This window comes from Photobacterium kishitanii (assembly GCF_000613045.3).
GTDB classification, from domain to species: domain Bacteria; phylum Pseudomonadota; class Gammaproteobacteria; order Enterobacterales; family Vibrionaceae; genus Photobacterium; species Photobacterium kishitanii.
Window position 1 is genome coordinate 1044240 of record NZ_LN794352.1, and the last position, 22493, is coordinate 1066732.

Here is a 22493-nt window from a genome sequence, read left to right on the forward strand (position 1 = left end):
CTCATTATTAGTGTCCATAAGTGCGTGGACGGGTGTAGTAATCAATAATAGGTACGCATAAGTTACCCAATAACACCGCAAAAGCGACACCGTCAGGGAAGCCGCCCCAAGTACGAATCAGATAGATCATTATCCCGATAAAAGCACCAAAGATCAGCCGACCTTTTATGGTTGTTGATGCAGTTACTGGATCCGTTGCAATAAAGAATGCCCCAAGCATAGTTGCACCAGAAAACATATGTAATAACGGTGAGGCTGCAACACTTGGATCCATAACATAGATGATACTGCTAATAATGAATAATGACGCTAACATTGCAACAGGGATATGCCATTGAATCACGCGTAATTTTAGCAGTAGTAAACCACCTAATAAAAAGCCGATATTAACCCACTCCCAACCCACACCAGCCAGCGTACCATACACCGGTTGCTTCATTGCTTCCGCAACTGTCATACCTGTTTTTAACGATGTTTTTAGCGTATCTAATGGTGTTGCCATCGTATAGCCATCGACTGACATTTTTAGTTGTTGGACGCTGAAACCATCAGGCGTGAAGCCAGTGAAAATGGCCGATAGACTATCCATAAAGGTAACTGGATTAGCACTTAATGATATTGGTGGTAACCAGGTTGTCATCTGAACAGGGAAGGATATTAGTAACACCACATAAGCAACCATGGCTGGGTTAAACAAGTTTTGTCCCATGCCACCATAGAGGTGTTTTGCAATCACGATAGCGAAGAATACTCCAATCACGGTGATCCACCATGGTGCTAATGGTGGAATTGAAATACCAATCAATACGCCAGTTAACAATGCGGTATTGTCACGTAAGTAGGGCGCTAATGGACGCTTGCGTAATTTTAATACAATAGCTTCAAATACAATCGCGCATATTGATGCGAAAACAATTTGGATCAGCGTGCCGAGACCAAAAAAATAGCATTGAGCAATAACACCAAAAATCGCACATAAAATAACCGTACGCATGATTGCACTCGTACTACGACGGTTATGTGCATGGGGTGAACTGGCAATATTAAAAGCCACGATTATTCTTCCTCGATGTTAGGTTGTACTTTATTCGCAAGCTGGGCAGCTTTACGTGCTTTAGCGCGTGCCACTGCTGCGGCAACCGCGGCTTTTTTGGGATCGCTTTCAACGGCAGTGTTCACTTCAGCTGTAGGCTGAGCGTCTGGCGCTGATTGTGCTTGTTGAGCCGCTTTACGGGCTTTAGCACGTGCCACTGCTGCGGCAACTGCGGCTTTTTTAGGATCGCTTTCAACGGCAGTGTTCATTTCAGCGGTAGGCTGAGCGTCTGGCGCTGATTGTGCTTGCTGAGCCGCTTTACGGGCTTTAGCACGTGCCACTGCTGCGGCAACTGCGGCTTTTTTAGGATCGCTTTCAACGGCAGTGTTCATTTCAGCGGTAGGCTGAGTGTCTGGCGCTGATTGTGCTTGCTGGGCCGCTTTACGGGCTTTAGCACGAGCGACTGCTGCGGCGACCGCGGCTTTTTTAGGATCGCTTTCAACGTCAGTGTTCACTTCAACTGTAGGCTGAGCGTCTGGTGTTGATTGTGCTTGCTGGGCCGCTTTACGAGCTTTAGCACGAGCGACTGCTGCGGCGACCGCGGCTTTTTTAGGATCGCTTTCAACATCAGTGTTCATTTCAGCGGTAGGCTGAGCATCTGGTGTTGATTGTGCTTGCTGGGCAGCTTTACGAGCTTTAGCACGAGCGACGGCTGCGGCAACGGCGGCTTTTTTAGGATCGCTTTCAACGTCAGTGTTCACTTCAGCGGTAGGTTGAGTGTCTGGCGCTGATTGTGCTTGCTGAGCCGCTTTACGAGCTTTAGCACGAGCGACGGCTGCGGCAACCGCGGCTTTTTTAGGATCGCTTTCAACGTCAGTGTTCACTTCAGCGGTAGGCTGAGTGTCTGGCGCTGATTGTGCTTGCTGAGCCGCTTTACGAGCTTTAGCGCGTGCTACTGCTGCGGCAACCGCCGCTTTTTTAGGATCGCTTTCAACGTCAGTGTTCACTTCAGCGGTAGGCTGAGCGTCTGGTGTTGATTGTGCTTGCTGGGTAGCTTTACGTGCTTTAGCACGTGCGACGGCTGCGGCGACCGCGGCTTTTTTAGGATCGCTTTCAACGTCAGTGTTCACTTCAGCGGTAGGCTGAGCGTCTGGTGTTGATTGTGCTTGCTGAGCAGCTTTACGAGCTTTAGCACGTGTAACGGCTGCGGCGACAGCATCTTTTTTATCTGTTACTTGCTCTGCAGGTTGATCAGCATCAGTTTGTTGCTGCATTAACTCTGCATGTTTAGCCGCTTTTTGTTCGCGAGCTTGCAGTTTACGTTGTTTTCGCAGTGCTGCCATCTCGCTGTTATCTGGTACTGCATTTGCTTCTGATACAGAAGCTGCTTGTCTGGCTTTTGCTTTTGCTATCGCTGCGGCTACCGCGGGTTTAACCGCTGCAGGTGCAGTGTCGGTTGCGGCTGCTTGTTTAGCTTTAACACGGGCGATAGCCGCTGCAACGGCATCGTCACCACCTGTTGTTGCCATTTGCTGGCGACGATCGGTTGCTGCTTTAGCAAAGCGGTTTTCACGTTCAGCTTTATCGCGTTCCATCCGCTGTTGTTTGGCTTCGAAACGCTGCCGAGCACGTTCCGCGCTCATTTCGTCTTGTTTACGTTCCCAAATTTCAGCTTTAGCTTGGCGGTAATACTGTACTAACGGAATTTCACTCGGACAAACATAAGCACAAGCGCCGCATTCAATGCAGTCACTTAAATTATATTCTTCACATTTGTCGTAGTTTTTATCTTTGGCATACCATTGTAATTGTTGCGGTAATAATGAAGCAGGACAAGCATCAGCACATGCAGAGCAGCGAATACAAGCCATTTCATAGGTATGTAACGGTAATTCTTTACGTTTAGGCGTTAAAATACAGTTAGTAATTTTAGTTATTGGGACATTTGCATGTGGCAGAGTAAAGCCCATTAATGAGCCACCAATAATTACTCGCGGATATTTTTTATCGGCTTGATAGCCAAATTTCTCAAGCAAGTACGCAATTGGGGTTCCTAGTAACGCAAACACATTGCCGCGTTGTTTAAAAGCTTCCCCCGTTAATGTTACTACGCGTTCAATTAATGGCTCACCGTTCACAATCGCACGTTTAATAGCAAAAGCGGTACCTACGTTTTGCATAATAACCCCAATTGAGGTTGAACGTGCTTGGCTTGGTACTTCGCGGCCAGTTAAGATCTTAACTAATTGTTTGGAGCTGCCTGATGGATATTTGGTCGGAATCACGCGAATAATAATATTATCATCGTCGCTGACACAGGCTTCTAATGCCTTAATGGCGTCAGGTTTATTATCTTCAATACCAATGATGGTTAATTTAGGCGCGATGATATGACGTAAAATACGAATACCTTCAATGACTTCATCGGCATAGTCTTGCATTAATCTGTCATCAGCGGTGATATAAGGTTCACATTCAGCTGCATTGATAATTAAAATATCAACGTTACCTAAACCACCTTGAAGTTTACGTGCAGTAGGAAAACCTGCGCCGCCTAAGCCTGCAATACCAGCAAGACGAATAGCTTCAATAAGTTCAGCAGGATCACGATCTTGATAATCAGGATATTGTTTGCCACGACACCAAGTATCTTGATTGTCGGTTGAGATAACAATAGCCAGATCAGTTAAACCAGAAGGGTGAGCGGTGGTACGTTGCTCTATCGCAGTGATAGTACCCGAGCTCGGCGCGTGAATAGGCACACACATCGCAATATCACCTTGCGTTAGTGGTTGACCTTTCAGTACGTGATCACCGATATTGACGATAATGTCGCCACGAGAGCCGATATGTTGTTTTAAAGGTAAGACTAATTCATGAGGAATGCCCGCGGCTTTGATTGGCTGCTTACTTGACAATTCTTTGTTTTCAGCTGGATGAATACCGCCATGGAAATCCCATAGCTTACCTTGTTTAATTTGTTCAATAATTGAGAGCATGACTACGGCTTAACCTTTTCTACATTCGCTGTCGCAGCAATATTAACAACCGGTATTTGGTTGAGTTGCCATTTCCAGTTATCTGGTGTTTCTTCAACTGGGATCATTTCAATACAGTCTGTAGGACAAGGAGAAACACAAAGGTCGCAGCCTGTACATTCGTCTTTTATTACCGTGTGCATTGCTTTTGTGCCACCAACAATTGCATCAACCGGACATGCTTGAATACACTTAGTGCATCCAATACACATATCTTCATGAATAAAAGCAACTTTCTTAATGCTGTTGGTTACTTCGTCAGAAGCCTGAGGCACTTCGACACCCATCAAATCAGCCAGTTTTTCAATGGTTGCTTGGCCGCCAGGTGGGCATTTATTAATGATTTCACCATTCGCTATTGCTTCGGCATAAGGGCGGCAACCAGGATAGCCACATTGACCACATTGTGTTTGCGGTAAAATAGCATCAATTTGCTCAACAATCGGATCGGCTTCAACTTTGAAACGTACTGAAGCAAAACCTAAAATAATGCCAAATATTGCAGCTAAAACCGCGAGCACAATGGCAGCAATTAAGATTCCGCTCATTACAATTTCACCAATCCAGTAAAGCCCATAAAGGCAAGAGACATAAGCCCTGCTGTGATCATTGCAATCGATGCACCTTTAAACGGTGCTGGTACATCAGCAGCAGCAATACGTTCACGCATAGAAGCGAACAATACTAATACCAATGAGAAGCCCACTGCAGCACCAAAGCCATAAATAACGGATTGAATGAAGTTATGGTGCTCATTGGTATTTAATAAAGCGACACCCAATACTGCACAGTTAGTGGTAATTAAAGGCAGGAAAATACCCAATAAACGATAAAGGGTTGGGCTAGTTTTATGCACGACCATTTCGGTAAATTGCACTACAACCGCTATCACGAGTATAAAACTAAGAGTGCGTAGATATTGGATACCTAATGGTACCAAAATGTAGGTTTCGACAAGATACGCGCACACAGAAGCAAGGGTTAGCACAAATGTTGTTGCTAAGCCCATTCCGATTGCTGTTTCTAGTTTCTTAGACACGCCCATAAAAGGACATAAACCTAAGAATTTAACGAGTACAAAGTTGTTAACCAACACTGTCCCGATGAGGAGTAACAGGTATTCAGTCATACCGAGTTCATTATCATTGCAAGAGATCTTCACATTATCTGATTTTGTGTGTCCTATAACAACTCCTCCAGGGTAGGGTTTTACCTATTAATAGTATTTAATTTTGCTAGTTGATTGAAAAATAAGATTTTAGTTAAATGTAATTCTTATTTTAGCCTTATTTTTAAGATTGAGTTGTTGATTAAATGTGTTTGTTTTGAACTGCTATTGTGTGGTAGGTGTTTTAATTAGGTAATCAATCTGGTGAAAGTCATCAATTGATAGTTACTTTTTGTTAGAGTTTTTTAAATTGTGATTTTGTCGGTTGTAAATTTAGCTAATTATGCGTTTGATGTAACCGAATTAAATATAAATAGTGTTAGTGATGACACGTATAAAGAATAAACATAAGTTTATAGGATGGAACAATGGATATTTTATTACTTAGTAACGGTAAAATTGCAGGTAATACCCATGTAATGGAATTTGCAGCTGATGCAATTATTGAGCAAGTAAAACGTACTGGGGCTAAGCATTTTGTCGTGATCCCATACGCTGTTATTCGTTCAAGCCATGATGATCGTGTTGCATTAGTTCAAGCAACATTTGATAAATTAGGACTTGATTGTATCGCGACAGGTCTTCACCGTGCAGATGATCCGGTAGCGGCAATCGAACAAGCTGACGGTATTATTGTGAGTGGTGGTAATACGTGGGTTTTAAATAAAACCTTACATGATTTAGGTTTAGTCGGGCCAATTCGTAAAGCGGTATTAAAACAAGGTACGGCTTATATTGGTTGGAGTGCAGGTACTAATATTGCCTGCCCAACTATTCGTACAACGAATGATATGCCAATTGTCACAGGCGCTATTTTATCGTCATTAAATTTTGTGCCGTTCCAAATAAATCCCCATTACTTAGAAGCATCTGTTGAAGGTCATATGGGCGAAACCCGAGATGAACGTATTGAAGAGTTTCTTGAAGTAAATAAACATGAGCCAGTGATAGGTATTCCTGAAGGTACATGGTTAGCTATAACGGATAATAACATTAGTTATCATGCAGCTAACGGTAAACCATTAAAGTTCTTCAGATATGGTAATGAACCAATGTATTACCAACCAGGAGATGATGTGCAGTTCTTAATGGATCTTAATTACTAAGCTTTTGATGGTAACAATTGATACAAATAAAAGGCTGGCCATTTTGGTTGGCTTTTTTTTAATTTAGATAAAAAAGACTTGATTTTTAAGAAGCGCCTAATGACAAGGCTTTTTGGCTGTTGTCCACAATTTCTGTGGATAACTATACTGGGGTGAGTTATTTTTTAGATTGATGTTGATAAGGTTTCTAATGATAGCCGTGACTCTATAAGTAACGCTAATAAAGTGTTATTAGAGGAAATAAATATAATTTTGTGACCAATAATGAATGAAAATAACTATCTGTAGGGTGATGTTAAAGACTATATGCTTTTGGAAAAGCTGTGGATGATATTAACGTTTTACTAATGAATCTTACTAATAAGGTAGCGCAATTAAAGAAGCAAAAAATACGCATCTGGTGATAAAGGTGATGAGATCTGTTGAATATTTATAACGTAATATAATTAAAAAGTGTTTTTTGTGTAACAAGCCACACCTTCAGTATGCGCTAACTTATCCAAACCAGTATTGACATTATTGAGTGGGTGCTCACAATGATAGACAGTATTGTTATTACGGATATATGTAATGAGTAAGCTGTTTAACCTTGTATCTGATTATTCTCCAGCGGGTGATCAACCCACAGCAATAGAACAATTAATGGATGGATTAGATTCTGGTCTCGCACAACAAACGTTGCTTGGGGTTACGGGATCTGGGAAAACATTTACGATTGCAAATGTCATTGCTCAAGCCAATCGTCCCACTCTTATTATGGCGCCTAATAAAACCTTAGCTGCGCAGTTATATGGCGAAATGAGGGATTTTTTCCCCGATAATGCGGTTGAGTATTTTGTCTCTTATTACGATTATTACCAACCTGAAGCTTATGTACCTACCACTGATACTTTTATTGAAAAAGATGCGTCGGTAAATGCTCATATCGAACAAATGCGGCTATCAGCAACTAAAGCATTAATGGAACGACGTGATGTTATTATTATCGCCTCAGTTTCCGCTATATATGGTTTAGGTGATCCTGAATCCTATTTGAAAATGATGCTCCACGTACGTCGAGGTGATGTGCTTGATCAACGTGATATTCTACGCCGTTTAGCTGAACTTCAATATAAACGTAATGATGCTGTTTTTGAACGTGGTACGTTCCGTGTTCGTGGGGAAGTTATTGATATTTTTCCGGCAGAATCAGAAAAAGAAGCTATTCGACTTGAGTTGTTTGATGGCGAAGTGGAAGTTATTTCATCATTTGATCCGCTTACCGGTGCCATAATTCAACGTAATTTAGCACGTACAACTATTTATCCTAAAACTCACTATGTAACGCCAAGAGAAAAAATATTAGACGCTATCGAGGGGATTAAGTTGGAGCTAACCCAGCGTAAGCAACAATTATTGGATAATAATAAATTAGTTGAAGAACAACGCATTTCTCAGCGGACTCAGTTCGATATTGAAATGATGAATGAACTCGGTTTTTGTTCTGGTATTGAAAACTATTCACGTTATTTGAGTGGACGTACCGAGGGTGAGCCACCACCAACATTGTTTGATTATCTTCCCGCTGATGGTTTATTAATTATTGATGAATCACACGTTACTGTTTCTCAAATTGGTGCGATGTTCCGCGGCGATCGTTCGCGTAAAGAAAATTTGGTTGAATATGGTTTTCGATTACCTTCGGCTCTTGATAATCGACCAATGAAGTTTGAGGAGTTTGAGTCTTTAGCACCACAAACTATCTATGTTTCTGCGACACCAGGTAATTATGAAATTGAAAAGTCGGGTGGCGATATTGCAGAGCAAGTAGTACGTCCGACAGGTTTGCTCGATCCTGAAATTGAAGTAAGACCCGTTGCAACCCAAGTTGATGATTTATTATCTGAAATTCATATTCGTTCGGCAAAACAAGAACGGGTATTAGTGACGACACTGACTAAGCGGATGTCAGAAGATTTGACTGAATATTTAACCGAACATGGCGTGAAAGTACGTTATCTTCATTCTGATATTGATACAGTTGAACGAGTTGAAATTATTCGTGATTTACGTTTAGGTAAGTTTGATGTGCTGGTGGGGATTAACCTATTGCGGGAAGGGTTAGATATACCAGAAGTCTCTTTAGTGGCTATTTTAGATGCGGATAAAGAAGGCTTTTTACGTTCAGAACGATCTTTGATTCAGACGATGGGGCGTGCTGCACGTAATATTGAAGGTAAAGCTATTTTATATGGTGACCGTATTACTGGCTCCATGGAACGTGCAATTAATGAAACTCAACGTCGTCGTGAAAAGCAAATTATTTATAATTTAGAACACAATATCATTCCTCAAAAATTGAATAAGAAAATTGGTGATTTATTAGAACTCGGTGCACCAAGTGGACGTTCAAAATCACGTAATAAAGCGGCTGATTTGCACAAAGTGGCTGAATCGAAAGGGACCTATTCGGTATTAACACCACAGCAATTAGAGCTTGAAATTCAGCGTTTAGAAAAACAGATGTATGATTTTGCACAAAACTTAGAGTTTGAACAAGCTGCTGATACGCGAGACAAAATTCATCAATTAAGGCAACAGTTTATTGCTAATAGTTAATCAAATGTCTTTAGATTGAATGTTGAGATAAAAAAAAAGCCAGCCGATAAAGAGGTTCGGTTGGCTTCATTGTTACGTGAAAGAATCCACAAACAACGTCAGTTGGCTAGGTTGACCCCTAAGATAAGAGTCACTATTTATATAGCATACTCTGTGCCAACTTTTTCAAGTCCATATATTAGGCTTTTTTTGTGGAGTTATACTGAATTTGTTGTCTTTATTTATCGTTTTAGATGTGCATAAAACGAATGGTTTCGCAAAATGCGAATCATTATGCAAGGCTATCTGGCATAATATAAAAAATACAAATTAGGAACCCAGTTTCTGTTGTATTGATTACAATTAGTTTAAGGGGTTCGTTTTTGGAGGAGCGATGGAAAGCATTACACGACAACGCCAAGTGTTAATGGTTGAAGATACTGCGTCAGTGGCTGCCTTATATAAATCTTATCTAAACCCCCTCGGACTCAATGTTAGTATTGTGGGGACAGGTAAAGAAGCACTTAGTTTTGTAAAAGATATTATTCCAGATTTAATTTTATTAGATCTTCGTTTACCAGACATGACAGGCATGGAGGTATTACAACAAGTTCGACAACAACACGGCAATATTCCTATCGTTATTATGACAGCCCACGGGTCAATCGATATTGCAGTTGATGCTATTCGACAAGGAGCTCAAGATTTTTTAATTAAACCTTGTGAAGCTGATCGCCTACGAATAACAGTTAATAATGTATTTAAAGGTAATACTAAATCATCGCCTAATACTCCTTCTAAACAATCTGATGGCGCGCAATATCAAGGGTTTATTGGTAACAGTTTACCCATGCAAGCCGTTTATCGTGTTATTGAATCAGCAGCATCAAGTAAAGCCACGGTATTTATTACGGGTGAAAGTGGAACGGGTAAAGAAGTATGTGCAGAGGCTATTCATGCCGCGAGTCCTAGACACGATAAACCATTTATTGCTTTAAATTGTGCTGCGATCCCTAAAGAGTTGATTGAAAGTGAATTATTTGGTCATGTAAAAGGCGCATTTACTGGTGCATCTACAGAGCGTCAAGGTGCGGTAGAAATGGCACATCATGGCACCTTAATGTTGGATGAGCTTTGTGAAATGGATTTGGACTTACAAAGTAAATTGTTGCGCTTTATTCAAACAGGAACATACCAAAAAGTCGGTTCATCAAAAACATCTCGAGTCGATGTACGTTTTGTTTGTGCCACGAACAGGAATCCATGGCAAGAAGTACAAGAGGGACGCTTTCGAGAGGATCTTTATTATCGGCTGCATGTAATACCGATTACGTTACCACCTTTGCGTGATCGTGGTGACGATATAATAGAAATTGCCCATGCATTGCTTGGGTTAATGTCGTTAGAGGAAGGTAAAAATTTTAGTCGTTTCTCAAAAGAGGTCTTACAATTACTTGAGTCCTACTCTTGGCCTGGTAACGTACGTGAACTGCAAAATATTATTCGTAATATTGTCGTATTAAATACTGCAGAAGAAGTGACTAAAGAGATGGTACCCCCTCCAATAAATGCTATCTTTGGTGCAGAACTTGCATCTCCTATGTCGATCTATCCACAGTTGAATACGTTAACATCGACAGTGAGTACGTCATTTGTTGATGAAATACAGAAAGATAAGATTGAACCACTTTGGATAGTAGAAAAACGCGCTATTCAATGGGCAATTGATGCTTGTGACGGTAATATTCCTCGCGCTGCTGGATTATTAGAAGTCAGTCCATCGACAATTTATCGTAAGTTACAAACTTGGCAAGAGACTGCGGGTAGTAGGGAGATTGATTAATGGCAACCAATATAAATGCTGAAACATTGAAAAGATTGGCTGATGAGGTCGGTGCAGAAACAGTAGTGATACTACTGAATGTATTTAGTGATGAACTTGAGCAGTATTTTCAAAAACTATCAAGTCAGCCATCAGTAAATCAAATCGGAGAAATTAGTCACGCTATTAAAAGTAGTGCAGCAAGTTTTGGCGCAGATAATTTGGCATTAATGGCACAAGAATGTGAATACCGAGTTAGACAAGGTCAAGATGACTGGATGATTGACCATTTGCCTCAATTTAGACAAATGGTCGAAGGGATGGCAGTAGAATATAAGCAATTAGCAGGTAGTAATGAGACGATCAACCGCATGCTTTAATTTGTTACGGTCATGGCGCCATTCATGATTATTAGAGGCTAAATCTAATACCATTTGTTGATAATGAGGTGCGAGCTGTGGCTGATGTTCATCAGTAATAATAGTATCAATTATTCTTCCAGCCATTGCACGTTCGCACCAATGTAACATGGTTTCAAGGCTCATCTCTCCGGCTGGGCCTTTTTCTTTATCTAGATTGGTAATAAAAGCAATCTTTGCCGTACTTACTTTCAATGCTTGCTCGATCTCACGCAGCAGTAATACTGGCATAATGCTGGTTAAAAAACTGCCAGGACCTAAGAGGATGATATCTGCTTCCATAATAGCATTTACTGCTTCTTTAGTTGCAGGTACGGCTGGTTCTAAATAAAGTCGTTTCGGAATTTCAGCTAATTCATCAACACTGGTTTCACCATTAATGATTTTACCATCGTAAGTGATTGCTGCTAAATCAGAAGGGTGCTCAGACATCGGAATAATATGCGGCTTCACGTGCAGCATATCGCGAATAAGATTAATGGCATCAAGAGGGCGAATACAAAGATTATCAAGTGCTGTCAGCATCAAGTTACCTAAGTTATGGCCATTAAGTTCGCCATTACCTCGAAAACGATATTCAAAAATCATGGAGCCAATTGATGGTTCTGTAATTAATTGATTAATGCAATTACGCATATCTCCCCATGCAATTCCTCCCTGACAAGCGCGAATACGACCCGTAGAGCCACCGTTATCCGTTGTTGTTACTACGCCTGTTACTTGTGAACCATAATCGGATAGGGATGATAAAACACGACCTAGTCCATGACCGCCACCAATAGCAACAATACGTGTTGTTGTACTCTTTGTAGACATAATATTTGTTCTAATTATTATTTTATGAATATATTTTAACAAATGATACGCGTTAGTGCATTTATTGGTTAATATTCATTTAAACATGAGTAATGTGATTAATTATTGACGGGGTGAGTTAATGGTGGGTTTTAATCATACTCATTAGGTAGTCACTGGCATGAAGGCAATCAGGACGGTTGAGTAAGGTTTGTTTTTCTTGTGTTGGCACGGGTAATATTTCAAGCCAACGCTGACATAACCAACTTAAATTATCAAATTCTTGTTGATGATGTAATTTGTGTAGATCTGGGTGCTTGTGAAACATAAGTTGTAATCGTGTTGATAGTAACTGTTGTTCAATGGTTATTTCTTGTTGGGGCCATCGAGGTAGTTGTTGGCATTTTCCCCATATAATATCGTTGTTATCTTGTTCAATTGTCGCAATTTTAAAGGGATCTTGTCCGTAAACATGCAATGTAATTAAGTGGTTACTAGGTTCATGATTAAAGTCTTCAATCGTAACCCTAGTGCCTATATGATATAATCTTTGCTGCGATGATTTATTGCTAAACATGCAGATACCGATGCCTATTTTTGATAATAAAATGGCTTTCAGTGTCGTTGAGTGCGTAATTGTAGATAAATAAAGCGGCATCCGCCCTGTAGGAAGGATATGACGTTTTTGAAATAACAAAGGGATATTTAAAGTTGTCATGGGCACTATTTTATTAGATGTCTTCTTTTGTAGGCGAGCAAGTCTGGTGCCGAAGTCGTATAAAAAACCCATGAATGAATCAACTAACTGATTGTACATAATTAAACAATCATAATTTGATTATTCTTGCTAAAAAGTGATCACTCCTCGACCATATTTATGCGCAAAATAAAAACCATTATGCTTAGTTGACTACTTAGTTTGATCAATCCACGATTGAATACTGTCGGTGGGCAATAATTCTAAATGGCCTAAATCATCAAAGTACCATCCCTTAATTAAGCCTTTATTGCGCATTTCGATGAAGTTAGTTAATACTTGTTGAGCTGCTGCCTGAGCAGAATCTGAATCAAGACTTTCTTCTCGTTGCAGATAAAGTGCAATATCATTCAATGTCGCAGATTCGATTATATTGGACATAAATCCTCCACTATTGAGATCATTTTAACGTTAAATACCTAACTAGTATTGTCGTGTTTCTGCTCGAAAGGTAGAATGTCAGCCTGTTTTTTTCAGTTATTTGTCAATTTTCGAAAAACTCTGATACTTTTAAATAAGAAATGCCGTTGTGTAACATTAATAGTTCATCAACGACTGATGTGCATAACTGCCATAACTCCGAGCTTTTTTCACTAAGTTGCTACGCGCTGTTTGATTGATCCATAAGGGAAGAATCAATAGTCAATAAGTGATTAACGCCAGTGACATAATGTCACCAGGGTTGGTTTAGAAATGAACTGGCCTCCCGTATTTGGAAAGGTGTTCCATGGCCAAACAATTAGAAGATAGTTTTCATCGTAAATTTTATTATTTACGACTCTCAGTTACCGATGTGTGTAACTTCAAATGTACTTATTGTCTGCCTGATGGCTACCAACCAACAGAAAAAAAGAAACCTTCTTTTTTAACTTTGGATGAAATTCATCGGGTTACGGCTGCTTTTGCTGATTGTGGTACAACTAAAGTACGTATTACAGGTGGTGAGCCTAGTTTACGTCGTGATTTTACCGATATTATTCGTACTGTTGCGAGCCAGCCTGGTATCACCAAGGTGGCGACAACCACCAATGGCTACCGCATGGCAAAGCATGTTCATGAATGGCGTCAAGCTGGATTAACTCACATTAATGTCAGTGTTGATAGCTTAGACCCTAAAATGTTTTATCAAATTACCGGTGAAAATATGTTTCATCAGGTAATGGAAGGCATTGACGCTGCTTTTGATGCAGGTTTTGAACAAGTAAAGATCAACACTGTTTTACTTAAAGATTTGAACTCTCAAGAACTGCCTAAGTTTTTAGAGTGGATTAAAACGCGTCCGATTCAGCTTCGTTTTATCGAGTTAATGCAAACTGGTGAAATGGATAGCCTTTTCAGTAAGCATCATGTCTCTGGTGTGAGCATTCGTAACCATCTCATTGCTAATGGATGGCTACTAAAAGTAAAAAGCAATAATGACGGCCCGGCACAAGTTTTTTATCACCCTGATTATATTGGTGAAATAGGGCTGATTATGCCGTATGAAAAGAATTTTTGTGAAAGCTGCAATCGTCTTCGTATCTCGGCGAAAGGTAAGTTACATCTATGTCTCTTTGGTGAGGATGGTGTCGAATTACGTGACTTACTGGCTGATGATAGCCAACAACCACAGCTTATTGAGCGTATTCAAGCGAGTTTAAATACTAAAGCCGTCAGCCACTTCTTAGATGAAGGTAAAACAGGAATGACACCAAATCTTGCATCCATCGGCGGCTAGATTGTACGAAGAACGATGAGAAATAATAAATTAGCAGTCGAGAAATAATTATCGATTGTGCTTAAATTATCGCTTTTATTGGGAATAAAAAATGAATCAGTTTACCCATATTAATGCTTCAGGCGAAGCTAACATGGTTGATGTATCCGCAAAAGTTGAGACTGTACGCGAAGCACGCGCAGAAGCATTTGTGCATATGGCACCTGCAACATTAGCATTAATCGTCTCAGGTCAGCATCATAAAGGTGATGTGTTTGCAACAGCACGTATTGCAGGCATTCAAGCGGCGAAGAAAACATGGGATTTAATTCCGCTATGCCATCCATTACTACTGACTAAAGTAGAAGTTCAATTAGAAGCAATTCCTGCTGAAAATAAAGTTCGGATTGAATCTTGCTGTAAGCTAACGGGTAAAACAGGTGTTGAAATGGAAGCGTTAACTGCGGCATCTGTTGCAGCATTAACTATTTATGATATGTGTAAAGCCGTTCAAAAAGATATGATCATTAGCCAAGTAAGATTACTTGAGAAAACAGGCGGTAAATCTGGCCACTTTAAGGTTGAAGCATGATTAAAGTATTATTTTTCGCTCAAATTAAAGAGTTAGTCGGTGTGGCCGAACTTGAGGTCGCAGCGGAATTTGCAACGGCTGATGATCTACGTCAAGCGTTATTAGCTCGTGGTGATAAATGGCAGTTAGCATTAGAGTCTGGAAAATTACTGGTTGCCGTTAATCAAACTATTTGTCGTTTAGACACAGCCATTAAAGACGGTGATGAAGTTGCTTTTTTCCCGCCAGTAACTGGGGGTTAATATGATTTCAGTACAGCATGACGATTTCTCTGTTGCTGACGAATATGCCAAGCTTAGTCAAGGTAATGAAGCAGGGGCAGTCGTTACATTTATTGGTAAAGTTCGCGATTTTAATCAAGGTGATACTGTTACAGGTTTATCGTTAGAGCATTATCCTGGTATGACAGAAAAAGCCTTACAAGAAATTGTTGTTCAAGCGCGTAGCCGTTGGCCGTTATTGCAAACACGGGTGATTCATCGCGTAGGTGATCTCGATTTAGGTGACCAAATAGTTTTTGTTGGTGTAACAAGTGCTCATCGTGGTGCTGCATTTGAAGCTTGCGAATTTATCATGGATTATTTAAAAACACGCGCACCGTTTTGGAAGAAAGAACAGACGCCGTTGGAAAGTCGGTGGGTGGATGCTCGTGAAACCGATAATTCTGCCGCGGATAGATGGTCATAATAACGTAATGATTTATATAAAAAAGGAGCTAGTATTAGCTCCTTTTTTTATAGGTAAACATTAACGATAAATACTATTTTTTATTTTTATTCTTATCTCGATTTGCCGTTGTAGTCGGAACGTAACTCGTGCGAAAACGGGATGGACTTGGTCGTGAAATGCAGCCTGTGGGTCTCATAAATGTACTCTTATTCTCACCGTATGAAATGACAGAGGTATTACTAATAAATATGCCTTATTACAGGATATATTTCTTAGTGGCTAAATAGTAGCGAGCTTATTGGCTAAGTTATAGGATCTTTACTAGCTTATGATGTTGTTTGCTAAAATAATCTATCTGTTATCTTTTTAAGATCCTTTTGTTATTAATGCGAGAAATTATGGTTAATTACGCGGTGAGATTACGGTTGATGTGCCATATTTAAAAAGTAACGTATTTTAGCTGGTATAAGGCCAAGTAGTTGAAGTGATAGCGGAAGGTCTGCTGGCATCATTTAACAGCGGAGAGGTTGGCAATGCATAAACGTATACCTTGCAAAAGAATCAAACAGATGATGGCTGATATTGGAATTAATGATAATAACCATGACAATGAAGAACAGTTATTACTGGAACAAAAAGAGCAAGCTGTGAGTCAAGATAAGCAGTTAATTAAACTAGATAGCGAAAGTAAGTAAACATTATGCGACATCATATAAGAAGGCATTACTTAGGTAGTGCCTTTTTTGTGTCTAATTTGTAACGATATCGTTTAGATTGTGTTTGGTTATGCAGGGTTTTACTGGTTTTATATTCTGATTTAGTGTCGATGCGTAAATTATAACCGTAAAAAACTACTTCTGAGCATTTTTTGATAATATTAATAGCTTTAACCTTACTGATAATAGGTGTAAAAACCTATGAATGTGACATTGATCTAGTCAATGTTAGCTGTTGTTAACTAAATGTTTAGTATGAAATGTGTTTTATTTGTCTGTTTGTGGCAAATTAATATAACTCCTGTTAATGTTTTAGATAATTCTTCGGTTTGATGGCTGTTCTCTAGGATTGAGAACAACTATTTTGTTATTAATTAATATGACCTGCTGAGAATGTCATGGATGTTATAAATTGATGTATTGGAGTTAATGCATGTATAAGAATAAAATTACTCAAGCTTTGTTACTCGGTGTAGGTTTAGTTGTTGCTCTTCCTTCTTTTTCAACCTTTGCAGCGCAAGTTCCCGCAGATATTAAATTAGCTGATAAACAAGAGTTGGTACGTGCTAATGGCACTGAGCCAGAATCTCTTGATCCACAAAAAGTATCAGGGGTTCCTGAATCTAATGTTATTCGTGATTTGCTTGAAGGATTAGTTAATCAAGATGCTGAAGGTAACTTGGTTGCTGGTGTGGCTAAATCGTGGCAAACAACGGATAACAAAACGTGGATTTTTCATCTACGTGATGATGCTAAGTGGTCGAATGGCGATGCAGTAACAGCTGATGATTTCGTCTATACATGGCGTCGTCTGGCTGATCCAAAAACAGCTTCTCCTTATGCGTCATATCTTGAAATGACCACCATGGCAAATGCCACAGATATTATTGCAGGTAAACAATCATCGGAGAAATTAGGTGTTGAAGCTGTTGATGCTCATACCTTAAAAGTAACATTAGATAAGCCATTATCTTATTTTGCGGCAATGCTTGCACATACATCAATGAAACCAGTTAATAAAAATGCCATTGAAAAATTTGGTGATCAGTGGACCAAGGTTGGTAATTATGTTTCCAATGGTGCTTATAAATTAGATAACTGGGTTGTAAATGAACGTATTGTATTAACCCGTAATAATAATTACTGGAATAATAAAGATACGGTTATCAATAAAGTGACATTTTTACCGATTGAAAACCAAGTTGCTGCAATGAACCGTTTCCTTGCCGGTGAAGTGGATATGACTTATGAAATGCCAAATGAGCATTTCAAGCGTTTAACTAAAGAATATCCGCAAGATGTGAAAGTGACGCCTTACTTATGTTCTTACTACTATGAATTTAATACAGCGCGTAAGCCATTTGATAATAGTGATGTACGTAAAGCATTATCTTACGCGATTGATCGTGATGTACTGGCGAAATTTATTGTAGGTAAAGGTGAAACTCCTGCATATAACTTTACCCCATTAGCAACTAACGGGCTTGATGTTGATATGCCTGAGTATGCGCAATTAAATCAAAAGCAGCGCTTAGAAAAAGCGAAAGCATTATTAGCAGCTGCCGGATATAGCAAAGATAACCCGCTGACGTTTAAAGTGTTGTACAACACCTCTGAAAACCATAAGAAGATTGCTGTTGCAATTGCATCTATGTGGAAAAAAAGTTTGGGTGTTGAAGCACAATTAGAAAACCAAGAGTGGAAGAGCTATTTAGACAGTAAGCGTCAAGGTAACTTTGATGTGTCTCGTGCTGGTTGGTGTGGCGATTATAATGAAGCGTCAACATTCCTTGCGATTATGCGTACAGGTCACACACAGAATTATCCTAAATACGCTAGCGCTGATTACGACAAAGCAATTGATGACGCAATTCTTGCTCCAACAGCTGCTGAGCGTGCCGCAGATTATAAACGTGCAGAAGCTAGCCTAGCGCAAGATATGCCAATAATGCCTATCTATCACTATGTAAATGCGCGTTTGGTTAACCCTCAATTAGGCGGTTACCCAATGAAAAACCCTGAAGATAATATCTATTCTAAAGATATGTACTTCATCGCTAAATAGTACACCTTTCATAATAATAATTAGCTGCCTTCTATCATGAAGGCAGCACTCGCATGCACAGCAAATACGGTAGCTTTATATGATTAAATTCATTGCTAAAAGGATTTTTGAAGCGATACCGACACTTTTGGTATTGATCACCATCTCATTTTTTTTAATGCGCTTCGCCCCTGGTAACCCTTTTACTTCAGATCGCCCTTTACCACCGGAAGTACTTGCCAATATTGAAGCAAAATATGGCTTAGATAAACCAGTGTTTGAACAATACACCACCTATTTAGGTAACATTGTTCAAGGAGATTTTGGCCCTTCATTTAAATATAAAGATTTCACAGTTAACGAATTAGTTTCTAAAGCTTTACCTGTTTCTGCCAAAATTGGATTTTTTGCGTTTATCTTTGCATTGGTGATGGGAGTAACGGTTGGCACAATTGCCGCATTAAAACAAAATACTTGGCTTGACTATACCATTATGTCTACCGCGATGGCGGGGGTGGTTATGCCTTCTTTTATCCTCGCACCAGTATTGATTTATATTTTTGCGATTAACTTACAGTGGCTTCCCGCAGGTGGTTGGCAAGATGGATCATTAAAATTTGTTATTCTGCCAATGTTAGGTATGGCTTTACTGTATGTCGCTACGTTTGCGCGTATTACTCGTGGCAGCATGATTGAAACCTTAAACAGTAACTTTATTCGCACTGCGCGAGCAAAAGGGTTGAGTTATCGACACATTATTTTAAAGCATGCTTTACGTCCAGCACTCTTACCCGTGGTGTCATACATGGGGCCGGCTTTCGTCGGTATTATTACTGGCTCTGTTGTTATTGAAACTATTTTTGGTTTACCTGGTATCGGTAAGCTATTTGTCAATGCGGCCTTTAATCGTGATTACTCGTTAGTGCTTGGAATTACGATTTTGATTGGTTCGTTAACGATTATCTTCAATGCCATTGTCGATATTGTGTTAGCGATGATCGATCCTAAAATTCGTTATTAAGAGGCTGATAATTATGATTTTAACAAAAAAAGATAATGTTGAAGCGCTTGAGAAATTTTCAGAAAGCCTTGAAATTGAAGGACGTAGTTTATGGCAAGATGCGCGTTCACGTTTTTTTCGTAACAAAGCAGCGATGGTGTCGTTAGTCATTTTAGGATTGATTACACTGGCAGTGATTTTTGGTCCAATGGTGAGCCAATATGCATTTGATGATACCGATTGGTATGCGTTGCATGCCGCACCATCATTAGGGGCTGAGGGGCACTTTTTCGGTACTGATAGTCTGGGGCGAGATCTTTATACCCGTACATTAGTCGGTGGTCGAATTTCACTGATGGTTGGTTTATTAGGCGCTTTAGTTGCGGTGGTTATCGGCACACTTTATGGTGCAGCATCTGGCTTTATTGGTGGTAAAACTGATCGAATAATGATGCGGATATTGGAAATTCTGTACTCGATTCCATTTATGTTTTTTGTGATTGTATTAGTGACCTTTTTTGGTCGTAATATCATGCTGATATTTATCGCTATCGGCGCTATTTCTTGGCTTGATATGGCGCGTATTGTTCGCGGTCAAACTTTGTCGTTACGCGGTAAAGAGTTTATTGAAGCAGCGCATGTGTGTGGTGTTAGTCGCTGGCGAATCATTACCCGTCATATTGTGCCAAATGTTTTAGGTATTGTTGCCGTTTATTCCACCTTACTTGTACCCGCTATGATTTTAACTGAATCCTTCTTAAGCTTCCTTGGATTAGGGGTACAAGAGCCGATGACAAGCTGGGGGGCACTACTACATGAAGGCTCACAAACGATGGAAGTTGCGATTTGGCAGCTATTATTTCCTGCTGGATTTATGGTCATCACGTTGTTCTGTTTTAACTATGTCGGTGATGGTTTGCGTGATGCGTTAGATCCTAAAGATAGATAGAAATAAGCAGCGACCCATTTTATTGTTAATTATAGTAATAGAATGGGTATCGCCAACATCATTCACTTGATAATAAATAATAACCGAAGCGAATGTACGGTGCTTATTGTTGAGAACAAGGAAGTAGTATGAGTTTATTAGAAGTTAAAGACTTACGAGTTGAATTTACCACTCCTGATGGCAATGTTACTGCGGTAAATGATTTAAATTTCTCATTAGAACAAGGCCAAACCTTAGGTATTGTTGGGGAATCAGGCTCAGGTAAGAGTCAAACCGTGTTTGCGATTATGGGTTTATTAGCCAAGAACGGCATTATTAGTGGTAGTGCTAAATTTGAAGGCCGTGAGATTTTAAATTTATCGGAAAAAGAATTAAATCGTATTCGTGCTGAACAAATAGCGATGATTTTCCAAGATCCAATGACGTCATTAAACCCTTATATGAAGGTCAGCGAGCAATTGATGGAAGTGCTGATGTTACATAAAGGTATGAGCAGATCTCAAGCATTTGAAGAATCAGTAAGAATGCTGGATGCGGTTAAAATTCCAGAAGCACGTCAGCGGATGACAATGTATCCCCATGAGTTTTCAGGCGGTATGCGTCAACGTGTAATGATTGCTATGGCATTATTATGTCGACCAAAGTTGTTAATTGCTGATGAACCGACAACGGCACTTGATGTTACTGTGCAAGCACAGATCATGGAGTTATTAAATGATCTTAAATCGGACTTTAATACTTCGATCATTATGATCACTCATGATCTAGGTGTGGTGGCGGGAAGTTGTGACAAAGTATTGGTGATGTACGCTGGACGTACCATGGAATATGGCGATATTAATGATATTTTTTATCGTCCTAGCCATCCATACACTGAAGGATTGTTACGTGCGATTCCACGCTTAGATACTGAAGGTGAAGATCTACCGACGATTCCAGGTAATCCACCTAATTTATTACGTCTGCCTGTTGGGTGTCCATATCAAGAGCGATGCCATCGTGTATTGTCTCAATGTAAGCAAGAATCACCAATATTAATGCCGTTTGCACAAGATAGATTACGTGCTTGTTTTGCTGATATGGGAGCGTAGTCATGCAGACTGAAAAGAAATTATTATTAGATATTACTAACCTCAAAGTACACTTTAATATTGCTTCTAAATCGGCATGGCCTTGGAGCCAACCTTCAAAATTAAAAGCCGTTGATGGGATCAATGTCTGTGTTTATGAAGGTGAAACTTTAGGTGTTGTTGGCGAGTCTGGCTGCGGTAAATCGACGTTTGCGCGTGCGATCATTGGCTTAGTGGAAGCAACTGATGGGAAAGTGGTATGGCTAGGACAAGATCTAACTAAACTTAATCACAGTGCGTTACGTGAAAAACGTAAACAAATTCAGATGATTTTTCAAGATCCATTAGCATCGTTAAACCCGCGTATGACTGTGGGGGAAATTATTGCTGAGCCATTAAAGGCATTTTATAGCCAATTAACTGCTGATGAAGTGAAACAACAAGTGCAAGCGATGATGACTAAAGTCGGATTATTACCGAACGTTATCAATCGTTATCCGCATGAGTTTTCAGGTGGTCAATGTCAGCGAATTGGGATTGCGCGGGCGCTGATTTTAAAGCCTAAGATGATTATTTGTGATGAACCAGTATCTGCCTTGGATGTATCGATTCAAGCACAAGTGGTGAATTTGCTTAAATCATTACAAAAAGAAATGGGATTAAGTTTGATTTTTATTGCCCACGATTTATCTGTTGTTAAACATATTTCTGATCGTGTTTTGGTAATGTATTTAGGCAATGCAGTTGAAATGGGGGACAGTAAGGCACTGTTTGCTAATCCTCAGCATCCTTACACTAAAGCATTAATGTCGGCAGTTCCTATTCCTGATCCGAAGTTGGAACGGAATAAACATATTGAGTTGTTAGAAGGGGATTTACCTTCGCCGATGAATCCACCATCGGGATGCGTATTCCGTACTCGTTGCCCTAAAGCTGTTGCTATTTGTGCCGAGCAAAAGCCAGATCTACAGGGTACCTATCAACATGCTGTTGCATGCTTAGAGGTTTAATATTGAAGTATGAATAACGTACAGCGATTAAC

Annotated in this window: 21 protein-coding genes and 1 riboswitch; of the genes, 14 read left to right on the forward strand and 7 right to left on the reverse strand. The window is 39.8% G+C overall.

Features of this window, described 5'->3' with window-relative positions:
* Window positions 1-7 precede the first annotated feature (7 nt).
* The 4 genes from rsxD to rsxA are packed head-to-tail and all read right to left on the reverse strand — an operon-like array spanning window position 8 to window position 5200.
* Window positions 8-1054: an electron transport complex subunit RsxD gene (rsxD, locus tag PPBDW_RS05205; protein WP_036793844.1), complete on the reverse strand. Its 1047-nt coding sequence runs from the start codon at window positions 1052-1054 to the stop codon at window positions 8-10.
* 2 nt (window positions 1055-1056) lie between these two features.
* The gene (gene rsxC / locus PPBDW_RS05210) at window positions 1057-4032 is read right to left on the reverse strand and encodes an electron transport complex subunit RsxC (protein ID WP_036793846.1); all 2976 of its coding nucleotides are present in this window, start codon (window positions 4030-4032) and stop codon (window positions 1057-1059) included.
* Window positions 4033-4034: 2 nt separating this feature from the next.
* The gene (rsxB, locus tag PPBDW_RS05215; RefSeq protein WP_036793847.1) at window positions 4035-4619 is read right to left on the reverse strand and encodes an electron transport complex subunit RsxB; all 585 of its coding nucleotides are present in this window, start codon (window positions 4617-4619) and stop codon (window positions 4035-4037) included.
* On the reverse strand, window positions 4619-5200 hold the full coding sequence (rsxA, locus tag PPBDW_RS05220) for an electron transport complex subunit RsxA (protein ID WP_036793848.1): 582 nt from the start codon (window positions 5198-5200) through the stop codon (window positions 4619-4621). The genes rsxB and rsxA overlap by 1 nt, the downstream gene beginning before the upstream one ends.
* A 407-nt stretch (window positions 5201-5607) precedes the next feature.
* On the opposite strand from rsxA, the gene pepE reads away from it, so the two are divergent.
* The 4 genes from pepE (at window position 5608) to PPBDW_RS05240 (ending at window position 11124) form a co-directional block, all read left to right on the forward strand.
* Entirely contained in the window at window positions 5608-6345 is a 738-nt protein-coding gene (pepE, locus tag PPBDW_RS05225; RefSeq protein WP_036793849.1) for a dipeptidase PepE, read from the forward strand.
* 570 nt (window positions 6346-6915) lie between these two features.
* A complete protein-coding gene (uvrB, locus tag PPBDW_RS05230) occupies window positions 6916-8943 on the forward strand; it encodes an excinuclease ABC subunit UvrB (protein ID WP_036793850.1) in 2028 nt (675 codons plus the stop codon).
* 373 nt (window positions 8944-9316) lie between these two features.
* Window positions 9317-10765 (forward strand): quorum-sensing sigma-54 dependent transcriptional regulator LuxO, encoded by a 1449-nt coding sequence (gene luxO / locus PPBDW_RS05235; protein ID WP_036793851.1) that lies wholly within the window; start codon window positions 9317-9319, stop codon window positions 10763-10765.
* Window positions 10765-11124, forward strand: a complete 360-nt coding sequence (locus tag PPBDW_RS05240; protein WP_036793852.1) for an Hpt domain-containing protein — start codon at window positions 10765-10767, stop codon at window positions 11122-11124. The genes luxO and PPBDW_RS05240 overlap by 1 nt, the downstream gene beginning before the upstream one ends.
* Here PPBDW_RS05240 and yvcK read toward each other — a convergent pair.
* From yvcK to PPBDW_RS05255, 3 genes are all read right to left on the reverse strand, one after another.
* Window positions 11086-11979 (reverse strand): uridine diphosphate-N-acetylglucosamine-binding protein YvcK, encoded by an 894-nt coding sequence (gene yvcK, locus PPBDW_RS05245; RefSeq protein WP_036793853.1) that lies wholly within the window; start codon window positions 11977-11979, stop codon window positions 11086-11088. The two genes, PPBDW_RS05240 and yvcK, sit on opposite strands and share 39 nt — an antisense overlap.
* A gap of 118 nt (window positions 11980-12097) precedes the next feature.
* Window positions 12098-12676, reverse strand: a complete 579-nt coding sequence (locus PPBDW_RS05250) for an LON peptidase substrate-binding domain-containing protein (RefSeq protein WP_036796294.1) — start codon at window positions 12674-12676, stop codon at window positions 12098-12100.
* A gap of 192 nt (window positions 12677-12868) precedes the next feature.
* Window positions 12869-13096, reverse strand: coding sequence for a hypothetical protein (locus PPBDW_RS05255; RefSeq protein WP_036793855.1), 228 nt, complete (start codon window positions 13094-13096; stop codon window positions 12869-12871).
* A gap of 184 nt (window positions 13097-13280) precedes the next feature.
* Window positions 13281-13454, forward strand: a riboswitch (molybdenum cofactor riboswitch).
* Here PPBDW_RS05255 and moaA point away from each other — a divergent pair.
* The 10 genes from moaA (at window position 13443) to oppF (ending at window position 22461) form a co-directional block, all read left to right on the forward strand.
* Window positions 13443-14432 carry a GTP 3',8-cyclase MoaA gene (gene moaA, locus PPBDW_RS05260; RefSeq protein WP_036793857.1) on the forward strand — a complete coding sequence of 330 codons (990 nt, stop codon included), beginning with the start codon at window positions 13443-13445 and terminating at the stop codon, window positions 14430-14432. (Overlaps the previous riboswitch by 12 nt.)
* 91 nt (window positions 14433-14523) lie before the next feature.
* Window positions 14524-15003: a cyclic pyranopterin monophosphate synthase MoaC gene (moaC, locus tag PPBDW_RS05265; protein WP_036793859.1), complete on the forward strand. Its 480-nt coding sequence runs from the start codon at window positions 14524-14526 to the stop codon at window positions 15001-15003.
* Entirely contained in the window at window positions 15000-15245 is a 246-nt protein-coding gene (moaD, locus tag PPBDW_RS05270) for a molybdopterin synthase sulfur carrier subunit (RefSeq protein ID WP_036793860.1), read from the forward strand. Before moaC ends, moaD begins: the two co-directional genes overlap by 4 nt.
* A 1-nt stretch (window position 15246) precedes the next feature.
* Complete coding sequence (gene moaE, locus PPBDW_RS05275; RefSeq protein ID WP_036793863.1) at window positions 15247-15690, forward strand: molybdopterin synthase catalytic subunit MoaE; 444 nt, start codon at window positions 15247-15249, stop codon at window positions 15688-15690.
* A 515-nt stretch (window positions 15691-16205) separates the two neighbouring features.
* Entirely contained in the window at window positions 16206-16367 is a 162-nt protein-coding gene (locus tag PPBDW_RS05280; protein WP_162836322.1) for a hypothetical protein, read from the forward strand.
* A gap of 454 nt (window positions 16368-16821) precedes the next feature.
* Entirely contained in the window at window positions 16822-18453 is a 1632-nt protein-coding gene (locus tag PPBDW_RS05285) for an ABC transporter substrate-binding protein (RefSeq protein WP_036793865.1), read from the forward strand.
* Between the two features lie 79 nt (window positions 18454-18532).
* The gene (gene oppB / locus PPBDW_RS05290) at window positions 18533-19453 is read left to right on the forward strand and encodes an oligopeptide ABC transporter permease OppB (RefSeq protein ID WP_036793867.1); all 921 of its coding nucleotides are present in this window, start codon (window positions 18533-18535) and stop codon (window positions 19451-19453) included.
* 16 nt (window positions 19454-19469) lie between these two features.
* Window positions 19470-20381, forward strand: coding sequence for an oligopeptide ABC transporter permease OppC (gene oppC / locus PPBDW_RS05295; RefSeq protein WP_036796295.1), 912 nt, complete (start codon window positions 19470-19472; stop codon window positions 20379-20381).
* A gap of 128 nt (window positions 20382-20509) precedes the next feature.
* Entirely contained in the window at window positions 20510-21472 is a 963-nt protein-coding gene (oppD, locus tag PPBDW_RS05300) for an ABC transporter ATP-binding protein (RefSeq protein WP_036793869.1), read from the forward strand.
* Window positions 21473-21474: 2 nt separating this feature from the next.
* Window positions 21475-22461, forward strand: a complete 987-nt coding sequence (oppF, locus tag PPBDW_RS05305; protein WP_036793871.1) for a murein tripeptide/oligopeptide ABC transporter ATP binding protein OppF — start codon at window positions 21475-21477, stop codon at window positions 22459-22461.
* Window positions 22462-22493: the final 32 nt, after the last annotated feature.

Coding starts and splice junctions, on each gene's coding strand:
- uvrB (WP_036793850.1), top strand. CDS start 6,916: ATGAGTAAGCTGTTTAACCTTGTATCTGATTATTCTCCAGCGGGTGAT.
- luxO (WP_036793851.1), top strand. CDS start 9,317: ATGGAAAGCATTACACGACAACGCCAAGTGTTAATGGTTGAAGATACT.
- PPBDW_RS05285 (WP_036793865.1), top strand. CDS start 16,822: ATGTATAAGAATAAAATTACTCAAGCTTTGTTACTCGGTGTAGGTTTA.
- oppD (WP_036793869.1), top strand. CDS start 20,510: ATGAGTTTATTAGAAGTTAAAGACTTACGAGTTGAATTTACCACTCCT.
- rsxA (WP_036793848.1), bottom strand. CDS start 5,200: ATGACTGAATACCTGTTACTCCTCATCGGGACAGTGTTGGTTAACAAC.
- oppF (WP_036793871.1), top strand. CDS start 21,475: ATGCAGACTGAAAAGAAATTATTATTAGATATTACTAACCTCAAAGTA.
- moaC (WP_036793859.1), top strand. CDS start 14,524: ATGAATCAGTTTACCCATATTAATGCTTCAGGCGAAGCTAACATGGTT.
- PPBDW_RS05280 (WP_162836322.1), top strand. CDS start 16,206: ATGCATAAACGTATACCTTGCAAAAGAATCAAACAGATGATGGCTGAT.
- moaA (WP_036793857.1), top strand. CDS start 13,443: ATGGCCAAACAATTAGAAGATAGTTTTCATCGTAAATTTTATTATTTA.
- oppB (WP_036793867.1), top strand. CDS start 18,533: ATGATTAAATTCATTGCTAAAAGGATTTTTGAAGCGATACCGACACTT.
- yvcK (WP_036793853.1), bottom strand. CDS start 11,979: ATGTCTACAAAGAGTACAACAACACGTATTGTTGCTATTGGTGGCGGT.
- rsxC (WP_036793846.1), bottom strand. CDS start 4,032: ATGCTCTCAATTATTGAACAAATTAAACAAGGTAAGCTATGGGATTTC.
- PPBDW_RS05250 (WP_036796294.1), bottom strand. CDS start 12,676: ATGACAACTTTAAATATCCCTTTGTTATTTCAAAAACGTCATATCCTT.
- moaE (WP_036793863.1), top strand. CDS start 15,247: ATGATTTCAGTACAGCATGACGATTTCTCTGTTGCTGACGAATATGCC.
- pepE (WP_036793849.1), top strand. CDS start 5,608: ATGGATATTTTATTACTTAGTAACGGTAAAATTGCAGGTAATACCCAT.
- rsxB (WP_036793847.1), bottom strand. CDS start 4,619: ATGAGCGGAATCTTAATTGCTGCCATTGTGCTCGCGGTTTTAGCTGCA.
- PPBDW_RS05255 (WP_036793855.1), bottom strand. CDS start 13,096: ATGTCCAATATAATCGAATCTGCGACATTGAATGATATTGCACTTTAT.
- moaD (WP_036793860.1), top strand. CDS start 15,000: ATGATTAAAGTATTATTTTTCGCTCAAATTAAAGAGTTAGTCGGTGTG.
- PPBDW_RS05240 (WP_036793852.1), top strand. CDS start 10,765: ATGGCAACCAATATAAATGCTGAAACATTGAAAAGATTGGCTGATGAG.